We start from the raw sequence: 16,104 nt of genomic DNA on the forward strand, positions 1-16,104 counted from the left end.
CCTCTGCGTCCCTGTGCAAGGGGTGGTGCGCGGGACGGCAAGAGGAGGTGCGCGACCGGTCCTAGCGTGACGGGCATACCGCGCCGCGCCGACGCGCGGACCAGTCACCCCGAATCGAGGAAGCATCCCCATGCCGTACATCACCGTGGGCCAGGAGAACACCAACCCCGTCGAGCTGTACTTCGAGGACCAGGGAGACGGGCAGCCCGTCGTCCTCATCCACGGCTTCCCGCTCGACGGCCACTCGTGGGAGCGCCAGAGCGCAGCTCTGCTCGAAGCCGGCCACCGCGTGATCACGTACGACCGCCGCGGCTTCGGGCAGTCCTCGCAGCCGACCACCGGATACGACTACGACACCTTCGCGGCCGACCTGAACACCGTGATGGAGACGCTCGACCTGAACGACGCCGTCCTCGTCGGTTTCTCCATGGGCACCGGCGAGGTCGCCCGCTACGTCTCCACGTACGGCTCCGCCCGCGTCGCCAAGGTCGCCTTCCTGGCCTCCCTGGAGCCCTGCCTGCTCAAGAGCGACGACAACCCGGAGGGCGTCGCCCCGAAGGAGTTCTTCGACGGCGTCGTCGCCGCGGTCAAGGCCGACCGGTACGCCTACTACACGGCCTTCTTCAACGACTTCTACAACCTCGACGACAACCTGGGCACGCGCATCAGCGAGGAGGCCGTCCGCAACAGCTGGAACACCGCGGCGCGCGGCGGCTCCTTCGCCGCGTCCGCCGCGCCGGCGACCTGGTACACGGACTTCCGCGCCGACATCCCCGCCGTCGACGTGCCGGCCCTGATCCTGCACGGCACCGCCGACCGGATCCTGCCGGCCGAGGGCACCGCGCGCCCCTTCCACAAGGCGCTGCCGTCGGCCGACTACGTCGAGATCGAGGGCGCCCCGCACGGTCTGCTGTGGACCCACGCCGAGGAGGTCAACACCGCTCTCCTCGCCTTCCTGGCGAAGTGACGCCGCACGGTTGACCCACCGGGTGACGCCGGAGCCCCGGCGTCACCCGCCCCCGGTTTCGCCGGTTCTCCGGTGAAGGAACCGGACGAGCTCAGGAGAGTAGAGACACCCATGCAGTTCGGCATCTTCACCGTCGGGGACGTGACCCCCGACCCCACCACCGGCCGCACTCCGACCGAACGCGAGCGCATCAAGGCGATGGTGGCCATCGCACTCAAGGCCGAGGAGGTCGGCCTCGATGTCTTCGCGACCGGCGAGCACCACAATCCGCCGTTCGTACCGTCGTCACCGACCACCATGCTCGGCTACATCGCGGCCCGCACCGAGAAGCTGATCCTGTCCACGTCCACGACGCTGATCACCACCAACGACCCGGTGAAGATCGCCGAGGACTACGCGATGCTCCAGCACCTGGCCGACGGTCGGGTCGACCTCATGCTGGGGCGCGGCAACACCGGTCCCGTCTACCCGTGGTTCGGACAGGACATCCGCCAGGGCATCAATCTCGCCAGGGAGAACTACGCGCTGCTGCGCCGGCTGTGGCGCGAGGACGTCGTGGACTGGGAGGGCACGTTCCGCACGCCGCTCCAGGCCTTCACCTCGACACCGCGGCCCCTGGACGGCGTCCCGCCCTTCGTCTGGCACGGATCCATCAGGTCCCCCGAAATCGCGGAGCAGGCCGCCTTCCACGGCGACGGCTTCTTCCACAACAACATCTTCTGGCCGGCCGACCACACCAGGCGAATGGTGCAGCTGTACCGGCGCCGGTTCGCCCACCACGGCCACGGCCGGCCGGAGGACGCGATCGTCGGCCTGGGCGGACAGGTCTTCATGCGGAGGAACTCCCAGGACGCCGTGAGGGAGTTCCGGCCCTACTTCGACAACGCGCCGGTGTACGGCCACGGCCCGTCGCTGGAGGACTTCGCCGAGCAGACGCCGCTGACGGTGGGCTCTCCCCAGCAGGTCATCGAACGGACCCTGTCGTTCCGGGAGACCGTCGGAAACTACCAGCGCCAGCTGTTCCTGATGGACCACGCGGGCCTGCCCCTGAAGACCGTCCTGGAACAGCTCGACATCCTCGGCGAAGAGGTGGTGCCCGTGCTGCGGAGGGAGTTCGCCGAAGGGCGTCCGGCCGACGTGCCGGAGGCTCCCACGCACGCGTCCCTGCGCGCCGCCCGGGAGGTGTCCGCCGCGTGAAGCTGATCGTCGTCTCCGCGGGGCTGAGCACCCCCTCCTCCACCCGTCTGCTCGCGGACCGGCTCACCGAATCGGCCCGCGACGAACTCGCCCGACGGAGCCACGAGGCGTCCACCGAGGTCGTGGAGCTGCGCGAACTGGCCGGCGACATCGCCAACCACCTCGTGACCGGATTCCCACCCCCGCGACTGAGCGCCGCGATCGACGCGGTGACGGCGGCCGACGGCCTGATCGTCGTGACTCCCGTGTTCGCGGCCTCCTACAGCGGTCTCTTCAAGTCCTTCTTCGACGTGATCGATCCGGACGCCCTCACGGGAAAGCCGGTCCTGACCGCGGCGACCGGCGGTACCGCCCGCCACTCCCTGGTGCTGGAGCACGCCGTGCGCCCGCTCTTCGCCTACCTCCGCGCCGTCGTCGTGCCCACCGCCGTGTTCGCGGCCTCCGAGGACTGGGGCTCTGGTGGGGACGAGTACACCGACGGCCTGCCCGGCCGCGTCCGCCGGGCGGGCGCCGAGCTCGCCACGCTCATGGCGGCGCGCCCGGCCGGGGAGGAGCTCGAGGACGACGTCACGGTCCTCGAACGGCAACTCGCCGACCTGCGCTTCGACTGAGACGGGCCCCGGGCCGGGCGACGGCGGGGTGGTTCATGTGGTTCATACTGTTCCGCCGTATGAGCGTGAACCGAGTGACGACAACGACCGTGCCCCCGGAGCTCGACGGAGTACGGACGCCCCTGCGCGGCAGGGACGTCGAACTGGCGTTCATCGAGGCGCGGCTCGACGCCCTCGACCGGGGCGAAGGCGGGATCGTCCGCGTCGAAGGCCCCGCCGGCATCGGCAGGTCCAGGATCCTCGCGGAGGCCGCGGCAGCCGCGCGGCAGCGCGGGACGAGGGTCTTCGAGGGGTCGGCGGACCCCGACGCACAGTTCGTGCCGCTCGGCCCGCTCCTCGACGGCGTGCTCGCCGCCACGGGGCCGCTGTCGGGCACCGTCCGTCTCCGGGACCTCGCCACGACACCCGGCCAGCGGTTCTGGCTGCTCCAGGAACTGGGGGACCGCTTGCGGGAGACCGTGCGAAACGGCCCCCTGCTCGTCGTCCTCGACGACCTCCAGTGGTGCGACGACCTGACCCTCCTCACCTTCCACACCCTCGCGGCCGGACTCTCGTCGCACGCCATCCTCTGGCTGGTCGCCGTGCGCGGCGGCAGCGTGCCGTCGGGAGTGCGCACCACCCTGGACAGGATCCGGCAGGCAGGCGCACGCGAGCTGGCGCTGGGCGCCCTGGGGGACCGGGCGACCGCACAGATCAGCGAGGACGTCCTGGGAGCCACTCCCGACCCGGACGTCCTGCGCGTCGCACGCCGTGCCGAGGGGGTGCCGCAGCTGCTGGTCGAGCTTCTCGGCTCGCTGCGGGAGGACGAGGCGGTGACGATCGAGAACGGCATGGCGAGGCTGTCCGCCGGACCCCCGGCCCCACGGGTGCTTCCCTCCGTCGTGCGCCGTCTCGACCAGCTGTCGGACGAAGCGCGGGACCTGGTGCGGACGGCGGCCGCCGTGGGCGGGCCGGTCACCGTCGCACAACTCGCCGAGCTACTCAGCAAGTCCCCGGCGGTGCTGATCAGAACGGTGCAGGAGTCCCTCGAAGCCGATCTGCTTGCCGAAAGCGGCGATCGCCTCGCGTTCCGCCACGACCTGATCCGCGAGGCGGTGGAAGCCGGCATCCCCCTGCCCCTGCGTCAGGCCCTTGGCCGACAGGCCGCCGGGCTGCCGGCGGGGAGCGCACCGGCAGATGCGGCGGAGACCGGGAGAGCGGCGCCGGGAGACGTCGCGGAGGCCGACCGGCTGCGCACCGAAGCGGCGGAACTCGCGGCCACCGCTCCCGGACCCGCCGCGGAGCGCAGCCTCAAGGCCCTGGAACTCATCGCGGTGGACGCTCCGGAGCGGCCGCGGTTCATCGCCGAGACGATCCCCCTGCTCTGGCAGACGGGCCGGGCCGCACAGGCGCGTGAGCTGGGCGCCTCCGCCCTGGCGGCCGGCGGTCTCGGACCCGAGAACGAGGCGCTCATACGCCTCGCCCTGGCACGCCTCGCCGTACCGTTCGACTTCTCCGAGGCGGTCCGGCAGGCCCGCGCCGGGGCGGCACTGCCCGGGATCTCCGCGACCGCGAGGGGGCGTCTGCTCGCCATGCTCGCCGTCGGCCTGTCGATGTCGGGCGAGCACGCGGCGGCCGAGCAGGTCGCCACGGAGGCGTGGGAGACCGCCGCCGCAGCGGGGGACCGTACCGCCGAGGCCACGCTGACGACGGTCCGCTCGGCCGTCAGTTTCCACCGCATGGACCTGACCGAGGCGTTCCGGCAGGCCGAGCGGTCCGCCGCGCTGGCCGACGCCCTGGGCGTCACTACCTCGCTGTGGGTGCCGGAGGCCTTGTGGCACGCCCTCCTGTCGAACACCACAGGACGCACCGCGGAGGCGATCGCCGTCGCGGAGGAGGGCATCCGGATCACCAGGGAGCAGGGCCGTACGGCCGCCACCCGCATGTGGCTCATGACCCGCTCCCGCATCCTGCTGGAAGCCGGACGGCTGGCGGAAGCCCGGGCCGACTGCGAAGCCGCGTCCGCGACCGACGATCCCGGCCCGGGCAACCTCGCCGACGTCACACTCCGGTACGTGATGCTGCGCGTCGCCCTCCACACCGACGACCGGAAGACCGCACAGGCGTACGCGGCGGAGGCGAGGCGCATGCGGAGCGACGGCGCACCCGTCGTCCGGCACTTCGGCTCCTGGATGCTGGCACTGATGGCCGACTTCGAAGGCCGGCCCGACCGTGCCATGGCCGAACTCGACGCGGTGATGACGTCGCCCGCCGAGGACCGGCCCGCGTACGCCGGCCTGATCGACCCCGCCGACGCCCCGGTGCTCGTCCGTCTGGCGCTGCGGGCGGGCGCGCTCGAACGGGCCGCGCAGGCGGTCGCCCAGGCCGAGCGGCGAGCCGCACTCAATCCCGACCTCACGTTCCTCGCCGCCACCGCCGCGCACGCCCGGGGGCTCCTCGACAACGACCTCGGCTGGCTGGTACGTGCGGTCCGGTTGTACGAGGACTGCCCCCGGGTGCTGGCCCGGGCGTCGGCACTGGAGGACGCCGGACGCAGGCTGGCGGCCACCCGTACGTCCGAAGCGGTGCCGTACTTCGAGACGGCCCTCGCGCTCCATGTGCGAGCGGGCGCCGAACGGGACGCCGCACGGGTACGCCGACGCCTTCGGGCCGCCGGTGTCCGCCGGCGGCCCTCGCCCGCCGGACTCGACGGCGCATGGCCCGAGTTGACGGCCGCGGAGCTACGGGTGGTACGGCTCGTTGCCCGAGGGCTGACCAACCAACAGGCGGCCGAGCAGCTCTCCCTCTCACCGCACACGGTGAGTTCGCACCTGCGTCGGTCCTTCACCAAGCTGGACGTCACCTCGCGCGCGGAGCTGACCCGCCTGGTGAAGCACCGCGACAGCGGAGAGTAGTCACTTCGTATCCCACGTGGGCGTCACGGCAATGGACGATTCATGCGATGTGCCGACGTCGGCGTTTCCTCAAAATGATCAATATCCGCGGAATGGAGAAGTCTGCGGGGAACCCTTGATCGAAAGAGGAACAGCGCATGACCGTAAGGCTCCAGCGAGCCCGCCCTGGCAGCCCGGAGCTCCAGGCACTCGTCGACGAGCTGGCGGAGCGGCTCGGCCGGTCCGTCGCCGTCGACGACCCGCTGGTCCGCATGGTCTGCACGAGCCGTCACTTCGGCGACGAGGACCCGGTGCGCATCGGCACCCTGCTGCAGGGCCGCGCCGACAACGCGGCCATCCGCTACGTCCTCGCCCAGGGCGTGACCCAGTGGTCGAGGCCCGGGTTCATCGACGGCCGTGACGATCTCGGACTGCTGCCCCGCTACGTCGTGCCGCTGCGCGAGCGCGGGCATCTCCTCGGGCTGCTCATGGTGGTCGTGCCCGAGAAAAAGCTGGGGAAGGAGGAGACCGCCGCCATCGCCCGGGCCGCGGACGCCATGTCGGCCCAGATGTACGGAGAGCACATCGCCGCCGACACCCGGAAGACCGACGAGCGGGACCTGGCCCTCGCACTCGTCGGCGCCGACGCCGCCGCACGCACCACCGCGCGTCGGCACGGCAAGGAGCTCGGTCTGCTCGGGTCGGCGGAGCACGTCCTGGTCACCGTCGTCCAGCTGAGCTGCGGGACGCAGCTCGTACGGCAGTCCGAGGCGGCGCTGTGGGCGGCGTTGGAGGGCTTCCGGCATACGCGCTCCGCCCAGGGCCTCATAGCGATCGGAAAGGAGCGCGCCATACTGCTCCAGCTCCGCGACCGGCCGCCCGGCCCGGACGAGATCGCCGCCCAGTCCGCTCGCATCCTCGACGAACTCCGCACCTTCCTGGACCCGTCGGCGGACCCCGTGATCGGCGTCGGTGGCCGGCACCCCAGACTGGACGACGCCTGGACGTCACACGAGCAGGCGCTCGTGGCGGCCCGCGCGGCACGCCGGCTGCCCTCCCTGAAGAGCGCCGGTGACTGGGAACTCCTCGGGGAGCTCGCGGTTCTGCTCCAGCTCCCCGAGCACGCCCTGAACACGTCCCTGGTCCCGAAGCCGCTCCGCACTCTGGCCGAGGCTCACAGCGGCGACCGCCTGCGGGACACCCTGCGCTGCTTCCTCGAACACGCGGGATCGATTCCCAGGACCGCGGACACGCTGGGAATCCACCGCACCTCGCTCTACTACCGCCTGCGCCAGATCCAGGAGATCACCGGACTCGAACTCGACGACGGGGCCCACCGGCTCGCGCTCCACCTCGGCCTCAGGATCGAGGAACTCCTCGCCCCGGGCGACGGCGGGGCCGTCTGACCACGGACTCGCTTCGACAAGGCGAGGAGGATCCACGGCCCGATTCCTACAGCTCGCGGTGGTGCGGGCGGCGGGCCTCATTCGATGATGTTTGGGACGGGCGGGGACGACGTACCGCCTCTGACCAGGGGAGAGGTCATGAAGCAACTGATCACGACGGACGGCGTACGGCTCGCGTACCAGGACACCGGCGGCGAGGGCGTCCCGCTGGTGATGCTGCACGGCTGGGGGCAGACGCAGGCGATGTTCCGCCACCAGGTCGAGGGGTTGGCGCCCGGCCGTCGCGTCGTCACCGTCGACTTCCGCGGCCACGGGAAGTCCGGCATACCGCATCACGGCTACCGCATTGCCCGGCTGTCCCGCGACGTGCTCGAACTCGTCGACCATCTCGGTCTCGACGGTTTCGACGCACTGGGCTGGTCCATGGGCGTCTCGGTGTGGTGGAGCTTCATCGACCAGTACGGGACCGGTCGGATCCGGCGATTCGTCGCCGTCGACCAGCCCGCGGCGGTCGCCGCCGTGCCCTGGATGACAGAGCGGGAACAGCGGGACTCCGGCGCCATCTTCGACGTGTCGGGGCTGCTGTACCTGGGCGCGTCCCTCGCGGGGCCGGAGGGCGACACGGTCCGCGCCGACTTCGTGCGCGGCATGTTCTCCGGCGAACCCGACCCCGAGGTGCTGGCCTTCGTCGCCGAGGAGATCAGGTCGATGCCCGCCTACGCGGGCGTGCCGCTGCTGTTCGACCACTGCGCGCAGGACTGGCGGGACGTGCTCCCCCGGATCGACGTGCCGACCCTGGTGATCGGCTGCGAGGGAAGCCATGTGCACCCCGATTCGCAGCGCTTCGTCGCCGAGCGGATTCCCGGCGCACGCCTGCACGTCTTCACCTCCGACGTGGCGAGCTCGCACTTCCCCTTCCTGGAGAACCCGCCGGCCTTCAACGCCGTGGTGGGGAAGTTCCTGGCCGAGGAGCCGGCGAACGGGGCGTGAAATCGTCCGCCACCCGCACGAGCCTACGGCTAGGAATTCCCATGCCCCTTACACTGATGTCACATGCGCCCGACCGGGCGCCCCGGCAGGCGCCCGCTCCGACCGCGCGCTCCTCCCGCTCGGGGTGGCTGGTCCAGGTGCTCTCCGAGATGCCGGACACGAACGACCGCAACCACGTCTACCTCGGCGTCCATGTCCGTGGGGCCGTCACCGTCGTCCATGAGCGTGCCAAGACCCTGCTGGAGCCGGACGACCTGGTCTTCTGCGACCCGGCCCGACGGCACCTGCTGCGGTTCGGCGAGGACTGCCAGATGATCTTCTTCCGGGTGCCTCGCTGCTATCTGGGCGTCTCGGAGTCGGAACTGGACCGGGTGCTCGGCGTCCCCGTGCGCGGCGGGGAGGGCATCGGGGCGCTGGCGTCCGACTTCCTGACCGCGCTCGCCGCCAAGGCGGAGTTCCGCCGTTCCACGATCGGGGACCGGCGTGCCCGCACGGCTGTACACCTCCTCTCCGTCCTGGTCATGGAGCTCCTCGAAGCGGACACGACGGACGCGGCCGACGACGCGTTCGGGGCCGGCAACGAGATGCTGTCCCGTATCCACGCCCACATCGAAGAACACCTGATGGACCCGGGCCTCTCGCCGGAGTCGATCGCACGCGCCCACCACATCTCCGTCCGGTACCTGCAGAAGCTGTTCCAGAACGACGGCAGCACGGTGAGCCAGTGGGTGCGGCAGCGCAGGCTCGAGTCCTGCCGGTTCGAGCTGGGCCGCTCCACCCGGAGAATCACGATGGCCGCGATGGCACACCGCTGGGGCTTCAGCAGCCCCTCGCACTTCAGCCGCACGTTCCGCGGGGCCTACGGCATGAGCCCCAGCGAATGGCAGGCCCTGGCGACCTCGGCCCTCGCACCGGTGATCGCCGACGCCCAGGACGAGCGACGGCGCTGAGACACGTGCGCTCCGTCATGCCCGACACCGAGAAGAGAACTCGCATGCCCCACCCCACCGTCGTCCTCGTGCACGGTGCCTTCGCCGACGCGACCGGCTGGATAGGCGTCATCGCGGAACTGCGGAGCAGCGGTATCCCGGTGATCGCCCCGCCGAACCCGCTCCGGGGCCTGGCATCGGACGCGGCCTACCTCGCCTCCGTCCTGTCGCAGGTCGAGGGTCCGGCCGTACTCGTCGGCCACTCGTACGGTGGTGCGCTGATCACCGTGGCCGGCGCCGCGGAGAACGTCGTGGGGCTCGTCTACGTGGCCGCCTACGTGCCCCATGAGGGCGAGAGCCTCGGCCAGCTCCAGGGGAGATTCCCCGATCCTCCGCTGACGGGCAAGCTGAAGGAGTGGACCTACCCGCTCCACGATGGCGCCCACGCGGTCGAGGTCACCATCGAGGAGAGTGCATTTCCCACCGTCTTCGCGGCGGACGTGCCCGAGGATGTCGCCGGCGTCCTGGCGGCGGCCCAACGCCCGCTCGCCGCAGGCGCGTTCACCGAGACCGCAGCCGTGGCGGCATGGCGGACGAAACCGTCCTGGGCCCTGGTCGCCGGGGCCGACCGCACGATCAGCCCCGAGATCCAGCGCTTTGGCGCCGCACGGGCCGGCGCCGTCGTCTTCGAACTCCCGGATGCCTCCCACGCCGTCGCCCTCTCCGAGCCCACAAGGGTCGCCGATCTGATCAGGGCCGCGGTACGAGCGACGAGCTGACCGACCGACCGGGCTGGCCTCGACCTGCCGTTGTCGAAATGGCGCCCCCTTGCTCCTTCTTCGGGGTAAGGAGGAAAAGGAGAGTTGTGTACGGGAAGAAGCCCTTCGGCACCGTTCTGCGCGGTCTGCGGCAGCGAGGCCGTCTGACGATGGAGGAGCTGGCCGAGGCGTCGGGTGTGAGTGTCCGGGCCATTGGCGACATGGAGCGGGGACGCAGTCTGGTTCCGCAGCGGCGCACGGTGGTGGCGCTGGCGGAGGGGCTTGGACTGACGGACCATGAGCGGGAGGCGCTGCTGACCACGGCGCGGGCGGCGCGTCCGACGCGCGGGGTCGCGGTGGCGGGAACGGTCGTGCCGCCGCGATCGGTGGGGGACTTCACGGGGCGCGAACCGGAGCTGGCTCTCTTGCGGATGGCCGCGGAACGGGCCCCGGCCGACGGGGGAGCGTCGGTGTGGGTCGTCTCGGGTCCTCCGGGGTGCGGGAAGACGACGCTGGCGCTGAAGGCGGCGGCGGATCTGGCGGAGGGGTTCCCCGACGGCTGTTTCGTGGTGGACCTGCACGGGGTGGACGGCCCCGTGGACACCGGTGAGGCGCTGGTGAAGCTGCTGAAGGCCCTCGGCGTGTCGGACCGCCGGCTGGGGCAGGAGGACCAGCAGGGCCGCGCCGGGCTGCTGCGGGCGCTGTTGGGCAACCGCCGGTGCCTGGTGGTGCTGGACAACGCCCGCGGCGAGAGGCAGGTGCGTGAGCTGTTGCCGGCAGGCGGGCGGAGTCTGGTGCTGGTCACCAGTCGGCGGCCCTTGACCGGCCTTGAGGATGTCCACCGCCTCCCGCTGTCGGAGATGACGCAGGAGGAGGCGGTCGATCTGCTGTGCCGGATTCTGGGTGCGGAGCGGGCGGACGCGGAAGCCGCGGCTGTGGCGCGGGTGGCGGAGCTGTGCGGGCGACTGCCGCTGGCCCTGCGTGTGGCGGCAAACTGGCTGACGGTCCGCTCCGGATGGACCGTCGACCACCTGGTCCGGCGCCTGGCCGACGAAGAACGCCGTCTGGGCGCGCTCGCCGCCGGCGACGTGCGGGTGGAGGCGGCGTTCGAACTGTCCTACCGTCAGCTGACCGACCAGGCGGCGCGCATGCTGCGGCTGCTGAGTCTGGTTCCAGGGCCGGACATGACCGCTGCCCACGGTGCCGCTCTGACCGCCACCGACGTCTTCGCGGCCGAGGATGTGATGGAGGAGCTCGTCGAGGCCGGCTTGTTGCAGGCCACCTTCACCGGCCGCTACCAGTTGCACGACCTGCTGCGGCTGTTCGCCCGCGCCCGGCTGTCCCGCGAGGAGGAACCCGATGAGCGGGAGGAGGCCGAGGACCGGTTGCGCACCTGGCTCCTTGAGACGGCCGTCGTTGCCGGCCGCTGGTACAAGCGCGAGTACGGGCCGCCGCCGCCCTCCTGGCAAGGGCTGGTTCCGCTGGAGAGCGCCGAGGAGGCCCGTGCCTGGCTTCAGAACGAAGCCCCATCCTGGCTGGCCGCGCTGCGCGGCGCCCATCGACGGGGTGAGCACGCCCAGGTCCTGGAGACCACCCATGCCATGGAATGGTTCGTCAACCTGTGGGTCCACTGGGGACACTGGCCGGAGGTGTTCCGTTTGGCCGTCGTGTCCGCCGCCGCGCTTGACGACCTCGACATGCGGGCCTTTCACCTCAACATGCTCTCCTGGTCCCTCTCCTGCGAATCCCGGTACAGGGAGGCCGTCGAACAGGCCACCGAAGGGTTGCACTTCGCCCGACGCGCCCGGAACGCTCCCCAACAGGCCTCGGCACTGACGCTGGCGGCATGGGCCCAATCGGCGCTCGGCGAAGCCCAGGAGGCGGCCGACACGTCGCTCGCCGCGATAGGCCTCTACGAAGAGACCGACGACCGCGAGGGCTGGCTGGGTGCCATGTTCACCCACGGCACCTCTCTGCGCCTGCTGGGTCGTGCCGAGGAAGCCCTGATCCAGCATCAGCGCGTCATCGCCTTCCTGGACATGCCCGACTGCCCGGTGAGCGGGCACATCGCCGACATGAACCGTGCCAACACGACCCGCGCGCTCGGTCGCGGCTACGCCGAAGCACAGCGGTGGCGCGAGGCGGCCGACCACTATCGCGAAGCTCTGGTCCTGTCCACTCGCATCGGCATTCCCCACATCGAGGGCAGCACGTTCGTGTACCTGGGAGAGGCCCTGATCGAACTGGGAGAAACCGAGGAAGCCCGCTCCTGTCTCCGTCAGGCCGTCGCCCTCGGCGACGCGGTCGACAGCAAGGACCTGAAGACCGCGCACAAGCTCCTGGACTCACTCCCCGCCGCGTAGCTGACCCCTCCGGCGGAGGGCTCAGCCGCGGTGCCGGTGCAGTGCGACGTGCACGGTGTCGAGAGCCTGGATGAGGGCGGCGCGGGCGGCGTCCGTGTCGCGGAGCGGATCCAGCACCATGAAGTCGTGGATCGTCCCGTGGTAGCGCATGGACACCACCGGTACGCCGGCCGCCCGGAGCTTCGCCGCGTACGCCTCACCCTCGTCGCGCACCACGTCGGCCTCGCCGGTGACCACCAGTGCCGGGGGAAGCCCGGCGAGCTGTTCCAGAGAGGCTCGCAGCGGCGACGCCGTGGCCTGGCTCCGCTGTCGTACGTCGGGCAGGTACTGGTCCCAGAACCAGCGCATGGTCTCACCGCCGAGGAAGTAGCCGGTGGCGAACTCCCGGTACGAGGGGGTGTCGAATCCGGCGTCGGTGACTGGGCAGATCAGCACCTGCTGCCGCAGCCGTACCCCTCCGCGTTCCTTGGCGAGCAGGGTCAGTGCCGCCACCAGGTTGCCGCCCGTCGAATCGCCCACGGCAGCCATCCGGCTTCCGTCCAGGCCGATTTCGCTGCCTCGCTCGCAGACCCACTGCGCGACGGCGTAGCACTGCTCGACGGCGACCGGATACCGCGCCTCGGGGGCGCGCTCGTACTCGACGAAGACCACGGCCGCGTCCGTGCCGAGGGCGAACGAGCGCACCAGACGTTCATGGGTGTCGGCGTCGCCCAGAACCCAGCCGAGGCCGTGCAGGAACAGCACGACGGGGATCTCGCCGACGCTGTCGGCGGGCCTGACCACCTGCACCCGTATGTGACCGGTCGGCCCGCCCGGCAGGGCGAACCACTCCGTGGAGACGGCTTGCTCGTCGAGGGGGTCGGGGGCGTCCGTGCCCTGGAGACGCGCGAGGTCCAGACGGGCCTGTTCCAGGTCCTGGCCGTGCGCCGACGGCGGGCAGGCGTGCCGCGACACGAATGCCCGAGTGGGGTGGTCCAGGACTGGTCGAGGGGACGAAGGGACGAAGTCGGTCACACACGGTCTCCTGCCGAGAGGACTGAAGCAAAAGGGTGGTCCGGCGTACAGGTCCCTGCGCGGGCGGCGGAACGCCGTGCGGCGGCTGCCGGGCCGGGACTGCCGGCCGCAGGCACGGCGCGGCCGGAGCGGGACCTTACCTGCTGGACGGCGGGAGGCCGGCCCCGTGCCGGTCGGCACCGTGGCCACCGGCGGCGGTGCCCCCGGGGACGATCCCGGGCGCCGAGGTGGCCGCCGGGGCTCCCCCGAGGTCTTCCTGGGCGGCGCGCAGGTTGCGCCACTCGCGAGGGGAGACGCCGTAGGCGGCGCGGAAGGACCGACTGAAATGGGCCGGGCTGACGAAGCCCCACCTCTGGGCCACGGCGGCCACGGTAGGGGCCGTCCTGCCGCGGCGGGCCAGTTCGCGGGAGCACTCCTCCAGGCGCCGTTGCCTGATGAGCTGGCCGACCGTGGTCCCCTCGCTCTCGAACAGCCGGTGCAGGTACCGGACGGAGATCCGTTGCACCCGGGCGATGCGCTCCGGCGACAGATCCGGGTCACCCAGGTTCCGGTTGATGTGGTCACGGACGCGCAGCACCAGATGGCTGGGTGCGTCCGTGTTCGTGCCGCCCGGGTGGGCCCGCTCGGCGATCAGGGTGGCGAACAGCTCGACGACATTGCCGGCCAGCCGGTCCGCGACGGCCGGCTGGTAGCCGTCGGCAGGGGAGGAGGCCAGGGTTGCCAGGAACGGGAGCAGCATCGCGCCGAAACCGTCCCCGGTGCCGATGGCGTTGCCCGTGACCCGCCGGATGTCGCTGTCGGGCACGCCCAGTGTGCGGCGCGGAAGTTGGAAGACGTGCGTGGCGAACCGCTGCGGATAGTCGAAGGAGTACGGCCGGGTCGTGTCGTACACCACCAGGTCACCCTCACGCACCTCGGCCCGCCTGCCGTCCTGGACGAAGGTGGCCGTGCCGGATATCTGGACACCCACCGCCACCAGCGCCTCGGACGACCTGGCGATGAGCGCCGGCGTGCGGCTGACCCGCTCCGCGTCGGCCTCCACGGTGGAGACCTGGAGATACCCGAGACAGTCGGTGGCGATCCGGCCGTCGAACGGCCCGTCACCCCGTGGGGCGACCTCCATCGGCACCAGCGTCCTGCTCACCGCATCGTTCCAGTACGCGACCTTGTCCTGGTCCGGCACGGAGGCGGTCGTCAACACCACGCTCAATTTCTCTCCGCTCAGGGGAAGTGACTCCGGGGCTGCCGCGGGCGGGAACAGGACGCTGCACCTACCCGGAAGACGGCCGCCGGGTGCCCCGACAGGGTCGGACGGCTCGTCGTACGGGCAACGACCCCGCCGGCGTGCAACCGGACCACGTCGACGAGGTCCGGGTTCCCGCCCGCACCGAACAGCCAAGCAGCGGGCCGTTTCCGTCTCCAGGCAGAACCACAGGCAGGAATCGGCAGAACGCGACGCCGTCCGAAGGCGGCTTCGACCTGGCCGTATTCGAGGGCGGCCAGTTCGTCGACGTCGTGGACCACAAACTGTGGCGCTCGAGGATCGGCCCGAACGAAGAGAGGCGAGGCGGCGAAACACCAGGGGAACTCTTCAGCGACGCACTCAATTTCCCACTGTTGCCGGGCAACGGATACGCGGTGAACGTGGGGGTCCGGGCCCTGAGCGATCGCACGCCGGATATCGGCGCCGCAGCGGTCCAGTCCCTCATGCGAGCCACCATCGCGCGGATCAGCGTGTTGGGCTGAGCCCGGCGGCCTCCCTCGCAACAACCTCGCCGAGACTCACCACCTGAGCGGCGAACAGCTCGTCGGCACTTGCCGCTGATGCTCGGTCAGCGTGGGGACGAAGACCATGGCGTCGGCACGGTTGCTTCCCGCGCCTCGGCCACCTCGCGGACCTTTCCGGCGCAGCGGGGCGCCGGTCGCGGACGACGACGGGCCGGGTCGGTGGTGGTCATCGCCGCACGCGTGCCGCCACCGGCAGGTGGTCGCTGCCCGTGTCGGGCAGCGTCCAGGTCGCCCCGACCTCGGCGGCGCCGCGCGCCAGGACGTGGTCGATGCGGGCGAGCGGCAGGACGGCGGGCCAGGAGAAGGCGAAGTCGTCACGGTTGCCGCGCACCTCGGAGAGGACCGGCGCCAGGCCCCGGTCGTCGACGGTGCCGTTGAGGTCGCCGAGGACCAGGACGGCCGCGGACCGGTCGGCCGCGAGCGCCCGGCCGAGCCGGCCGGCGCTCTCGTCGCGCCATCCGGTCGCGTACCCCTGGCTCGCCCGCACCCGGACCGACGGCAGGTGCGCCACGTAGGTCGTCACGTCCCCGTGCGGGGAACGGACGACGGCCCGCAGCCCGCGGTCCCAGCCGGCCTCCACCGCCGCCGGCTTGAGGTCCACGCGTGTGATGTCCGTCAGCGGGTGCTTCGACCACAGCCCGACCGTCCCCACGGTCGCCCGGTACGGATGCGAGGGGTCGAGGACGAGCCGGTAGGCGGGCAGGCTCGTCGGCGTCAGCTCCTGGAGGGCGATCACGTCGGGGTCGGGCCCGAGGAGGATCCGCGCGACGCGGGACGGGCTGGTGTTCTCGTCGCTCACGTTGTGCTGCACGACCGTCAGGCCGTACCCCGGAGACGCCTCGGGTGACCCCAGCGGCCCTCGGAACACCCCCACCCAGACGACGCCGACGACCAGGCACACGAGGGCCGGGAGGAGCGAGCGGCGCACGGCGGCGACGAGCAGGCCGATGGGCACGGCGAGACCGAGCCACGGCAGAAACGTTTCGACCAGGCTCCACGGATTGCCCGGCAGCCCGGGCAGCCGGCGATGTACGAGCAGCAGCACGCCGGCCACCCCCACGACGACCGCCGTCACCAGCCCGCGCTTCCTCCGCGTCCCCTCCACATGACCCCCTTCGGGGGAAGGGACGCCGTCGCGCTTGATCCAGTTCCGGGGGGGGGGGGTGGGCACCCCCTCGGAGCGGCCGGCCCGGTGGCCGACGGCGACC

Annotated in this window: 13 protein-coding genes; 10 read left to right on the plus strand and 3 right to left on the minus strand. The window is 71.5% G+C overall.

Going from position 1 to position 16,104, the window contains the following annotated elements:
* Positions 1-130 precede the first annotated feature (130 nt).
* The 9 genes from ACWF79_RS05055 (at position 131) to ACWF79_RS05095 (ending at position 12,094) form a co-directional block, all read left to right on the plus strand.
* Positions 131-967 (plus strand): alpha/beta fold hydrolase, encoded by an 837-nt coding sequence (locus tag ACWF79_RS05055; protein WP_453726645.1) that lies wholly within the window; start codon positions 131-133, stop codon positions 965-967.
* Positions 968-1,078: 111 nt separating this feature from the next.
* Complete coding sequence (locus tag ACWF79_RS05060) at positions 1,079-2,164, plus strand: LLM class flavin-dependent oxidoreductase (protein WP_453726646.1); 1,086 nt, start codon at positions 1,079-1,081, stop codon at positions 2,162-2,164.
* Positions 2,161-2,775: an FMN reductase gene (locus ACWF79_RS05065; RefSeq protein ID WP_453726647.1), complete on the plus strand. Its 615-nt coding sequence runs from the start codon at positions 2,161-2,163 to the stop codon at positions 2,773-2,775. The genes ACWF79_RS05060 and ACWF79_RS05065 overlap by 4 nt, the downstream gene beginning before the upstream one ends.
* 59 nt (positions 2,776-2,834) lie before the next feature.
* The gene (locus ACWF79_RS05070) at positions 2,835-5,669 is read left to right on the plus strand and encodes an ATP-binding protein (RefSeq protein ID WP_453726648.1); all 2,835 of its coding nucleotides are present in this window, start codon (positions 2,835-2,837) and stop codon (positions 5,667-5,669) included.
* 137 nt (positions 5,670-5,806) lie between these two features.
* Positions 5,807-7,054, plus strand: a complete 1,248-nt coding sequence (locus ACWF79_RS05075) for a PucR family transcriptional regulator (RefSeq protein ID WP_453726649.1) — start codon at positions 5,807-5,809, stop codon at positions 7,052-7,054.
* Between the two features lie 138 nt (positions 7,055-7,192).
* Positions 7,193-8,044, plus strand: a complete 852-nt coding sequence (locus ACWF79_RS05080) for an alpha/beta fold hydrolase (RefSeq protein WP_453726650.1) — start codon at positions 7,193-7,195, stop codon at positions 8,042-8,044.
* 41 nt (positions 8,045-8,085) lie between these two features.
* Positions 8,086-8,994 carry a helix-turn-helix domain-containing protein gene (locus tag ACWF79_RS05085; protein ID WP_453726651.1) on the plus strand — a complete coding sequence of 303 codons (909 nt, stop codon included), beginning with the start codon at positions 8,086-8,088 and terminating at the stop codon, positions 8,992-8,994.
* A 44-nt stretch (positions 8,995-9,038) separates the two neighbouring features.
* Positions 9,039-9,752 (plus strand): alpha/beta fold hydrolase, encoded by a 714-nt coding sequence (locus ACWF79_RS05090; protein ID WP_453726652.1) that lies wholly within the window; start codon positions 9,039-9,041, stop codon positions 9,750-9,752.
* An 86-nt stretch (positions 9,753-9,838) separates the two neighbouring features.
* Complete coding sequence (locus ACWF79_RS05095; protein ID WP_453726653.1) at positions 9,839-12,094, plus strand: helix-turn-helix domain-containing protein; 2,256 nt, start codon at positions 9,839-9,841, stop codon at positions 12,092-12,094.
* Positions 12,095-12,115: 21 nt separating this feature from the next.
* Here ACWF79_RS05095 and ACWF79_RS05100 read toward each other — a convergent pair whose 3' ends face one another.
* Positions 12,116-13,048 (minus strand): alpha/beta hydrolase, encoded by a 933-nt coding sequence (locus tag ACWF79_RS05100; RefSeq protein ID WP_453726654.1) that lies wholly within the window; start codon positions 13,046-13,048, stop codon positions 12,116-12,118.
* A 196-nt stretch (positions 13,049-13,244) separates the two neighbouring features.
* Positions 13,245-14,318, minus strand: a complete 1,074-nt coding sequence (locus tag ACWF79_RS05105; RefSeq protein WP_453726655.1) for an AraC-like ligand-binding domain-containing protein — start codon at positions 14,316-14,318, stop codon at positions 13,245-13,247.
* 134 nt (positions 14,319-14,452) lie between these two features.
* Here ACWF79_RS05105 and ACWF79_RS05110 point away from each other — a divergent pair, with 134 nt between their 5' ends.
* Complete coding sequence (locus ACWF79_RS05110) at positions 14,453-14,854, plus strand: hypothetical protein (RefSeq protein WP_453726656.1); 402 nt, start codon at positions 14,453-14,455, stop codon at positions 14,852-14,854.
* A 208-nt stretch (positions 14,855-15,062) separates the two neighbouring features.
* Here the strand turns inward: ACWF79_RS05110 and ACWF79_RS05115 are convergent, their stop codons facing one another.
* The gene (locus ACWF79_RS05115; protein WP_453726657.1) at positions 15,063-16,001 is read right to left on the minus strand and encodes an endonuclease/exonuclease/phosphatase family protein; all 939 of its coding nucleotides are present in this window, start codon (positions 15,999-16,001) and stop codon (positions 15,063-15,065) included.
* Between the last annotated feature and the right edge of the window lie 103 nt (positions 16,002-16,104).

The sequence above is a fragment of the Streptomyces sp. NPDC054975 genome (genome assembly GCF_053609105.1).

What these genes read in the sequence shown, in the direction of transcription:
- ACWF79_RS05055 (WP_453726645.1), top strand. Translation starts at nt 131, where the DNA reads ATGCCGTACATCACCGTGGGCCAGGAGAACACCAACCCCGTCGAGCTG.
- ACWF79_RS05060 (WP_453726646.1), top strand. Translation starts at nt 1,079, where the DNA reads ATGCAGTTCGGCATCTTCACCGTCGGGGACGTGACCCCCGACCCCACC.
- ACWF79_RS05085 (WP_453726651.1), top strand. Translation starts at nt 8,086, where the DNA reads ATGCCCCTTACACTGATGTCACATGCGCCCGACCGGGCGCCCCGGCAG.
- ACWF79_RS05080 (WP_453726650.1), top strand. Translation starts at nt 7,193, where the DNA reads ATGAAGCAACTGATCACGACGGACGGCGTACGGCTCGCGTACCAGGAC.
- ACWF79_RS05090 (WP_453726652.1), top strand. Translation starts at nt 9,039, where the DNA reads ATGCCCCACCCCACCGTCGTCCTCGTGCACGGTGCCTTCGCCGACGCG.
- ACWF79_RS05075 (WP_453726649.1), top strand. Translation starts at nt 5,807, where the DNA reads ATGACCGTAAGGCTCCAGCGAGCCCGCCCTGGCAGCCCGGAGCTCCAG.
- ACWF79_RS05070 (WP_453726648.1), top strand. Translation starts at nt 2,835, where the DNA reads ATGAGCGTGAACCGAGTGACGACAACGACCGTGCCCCCGGAGCTCGAC.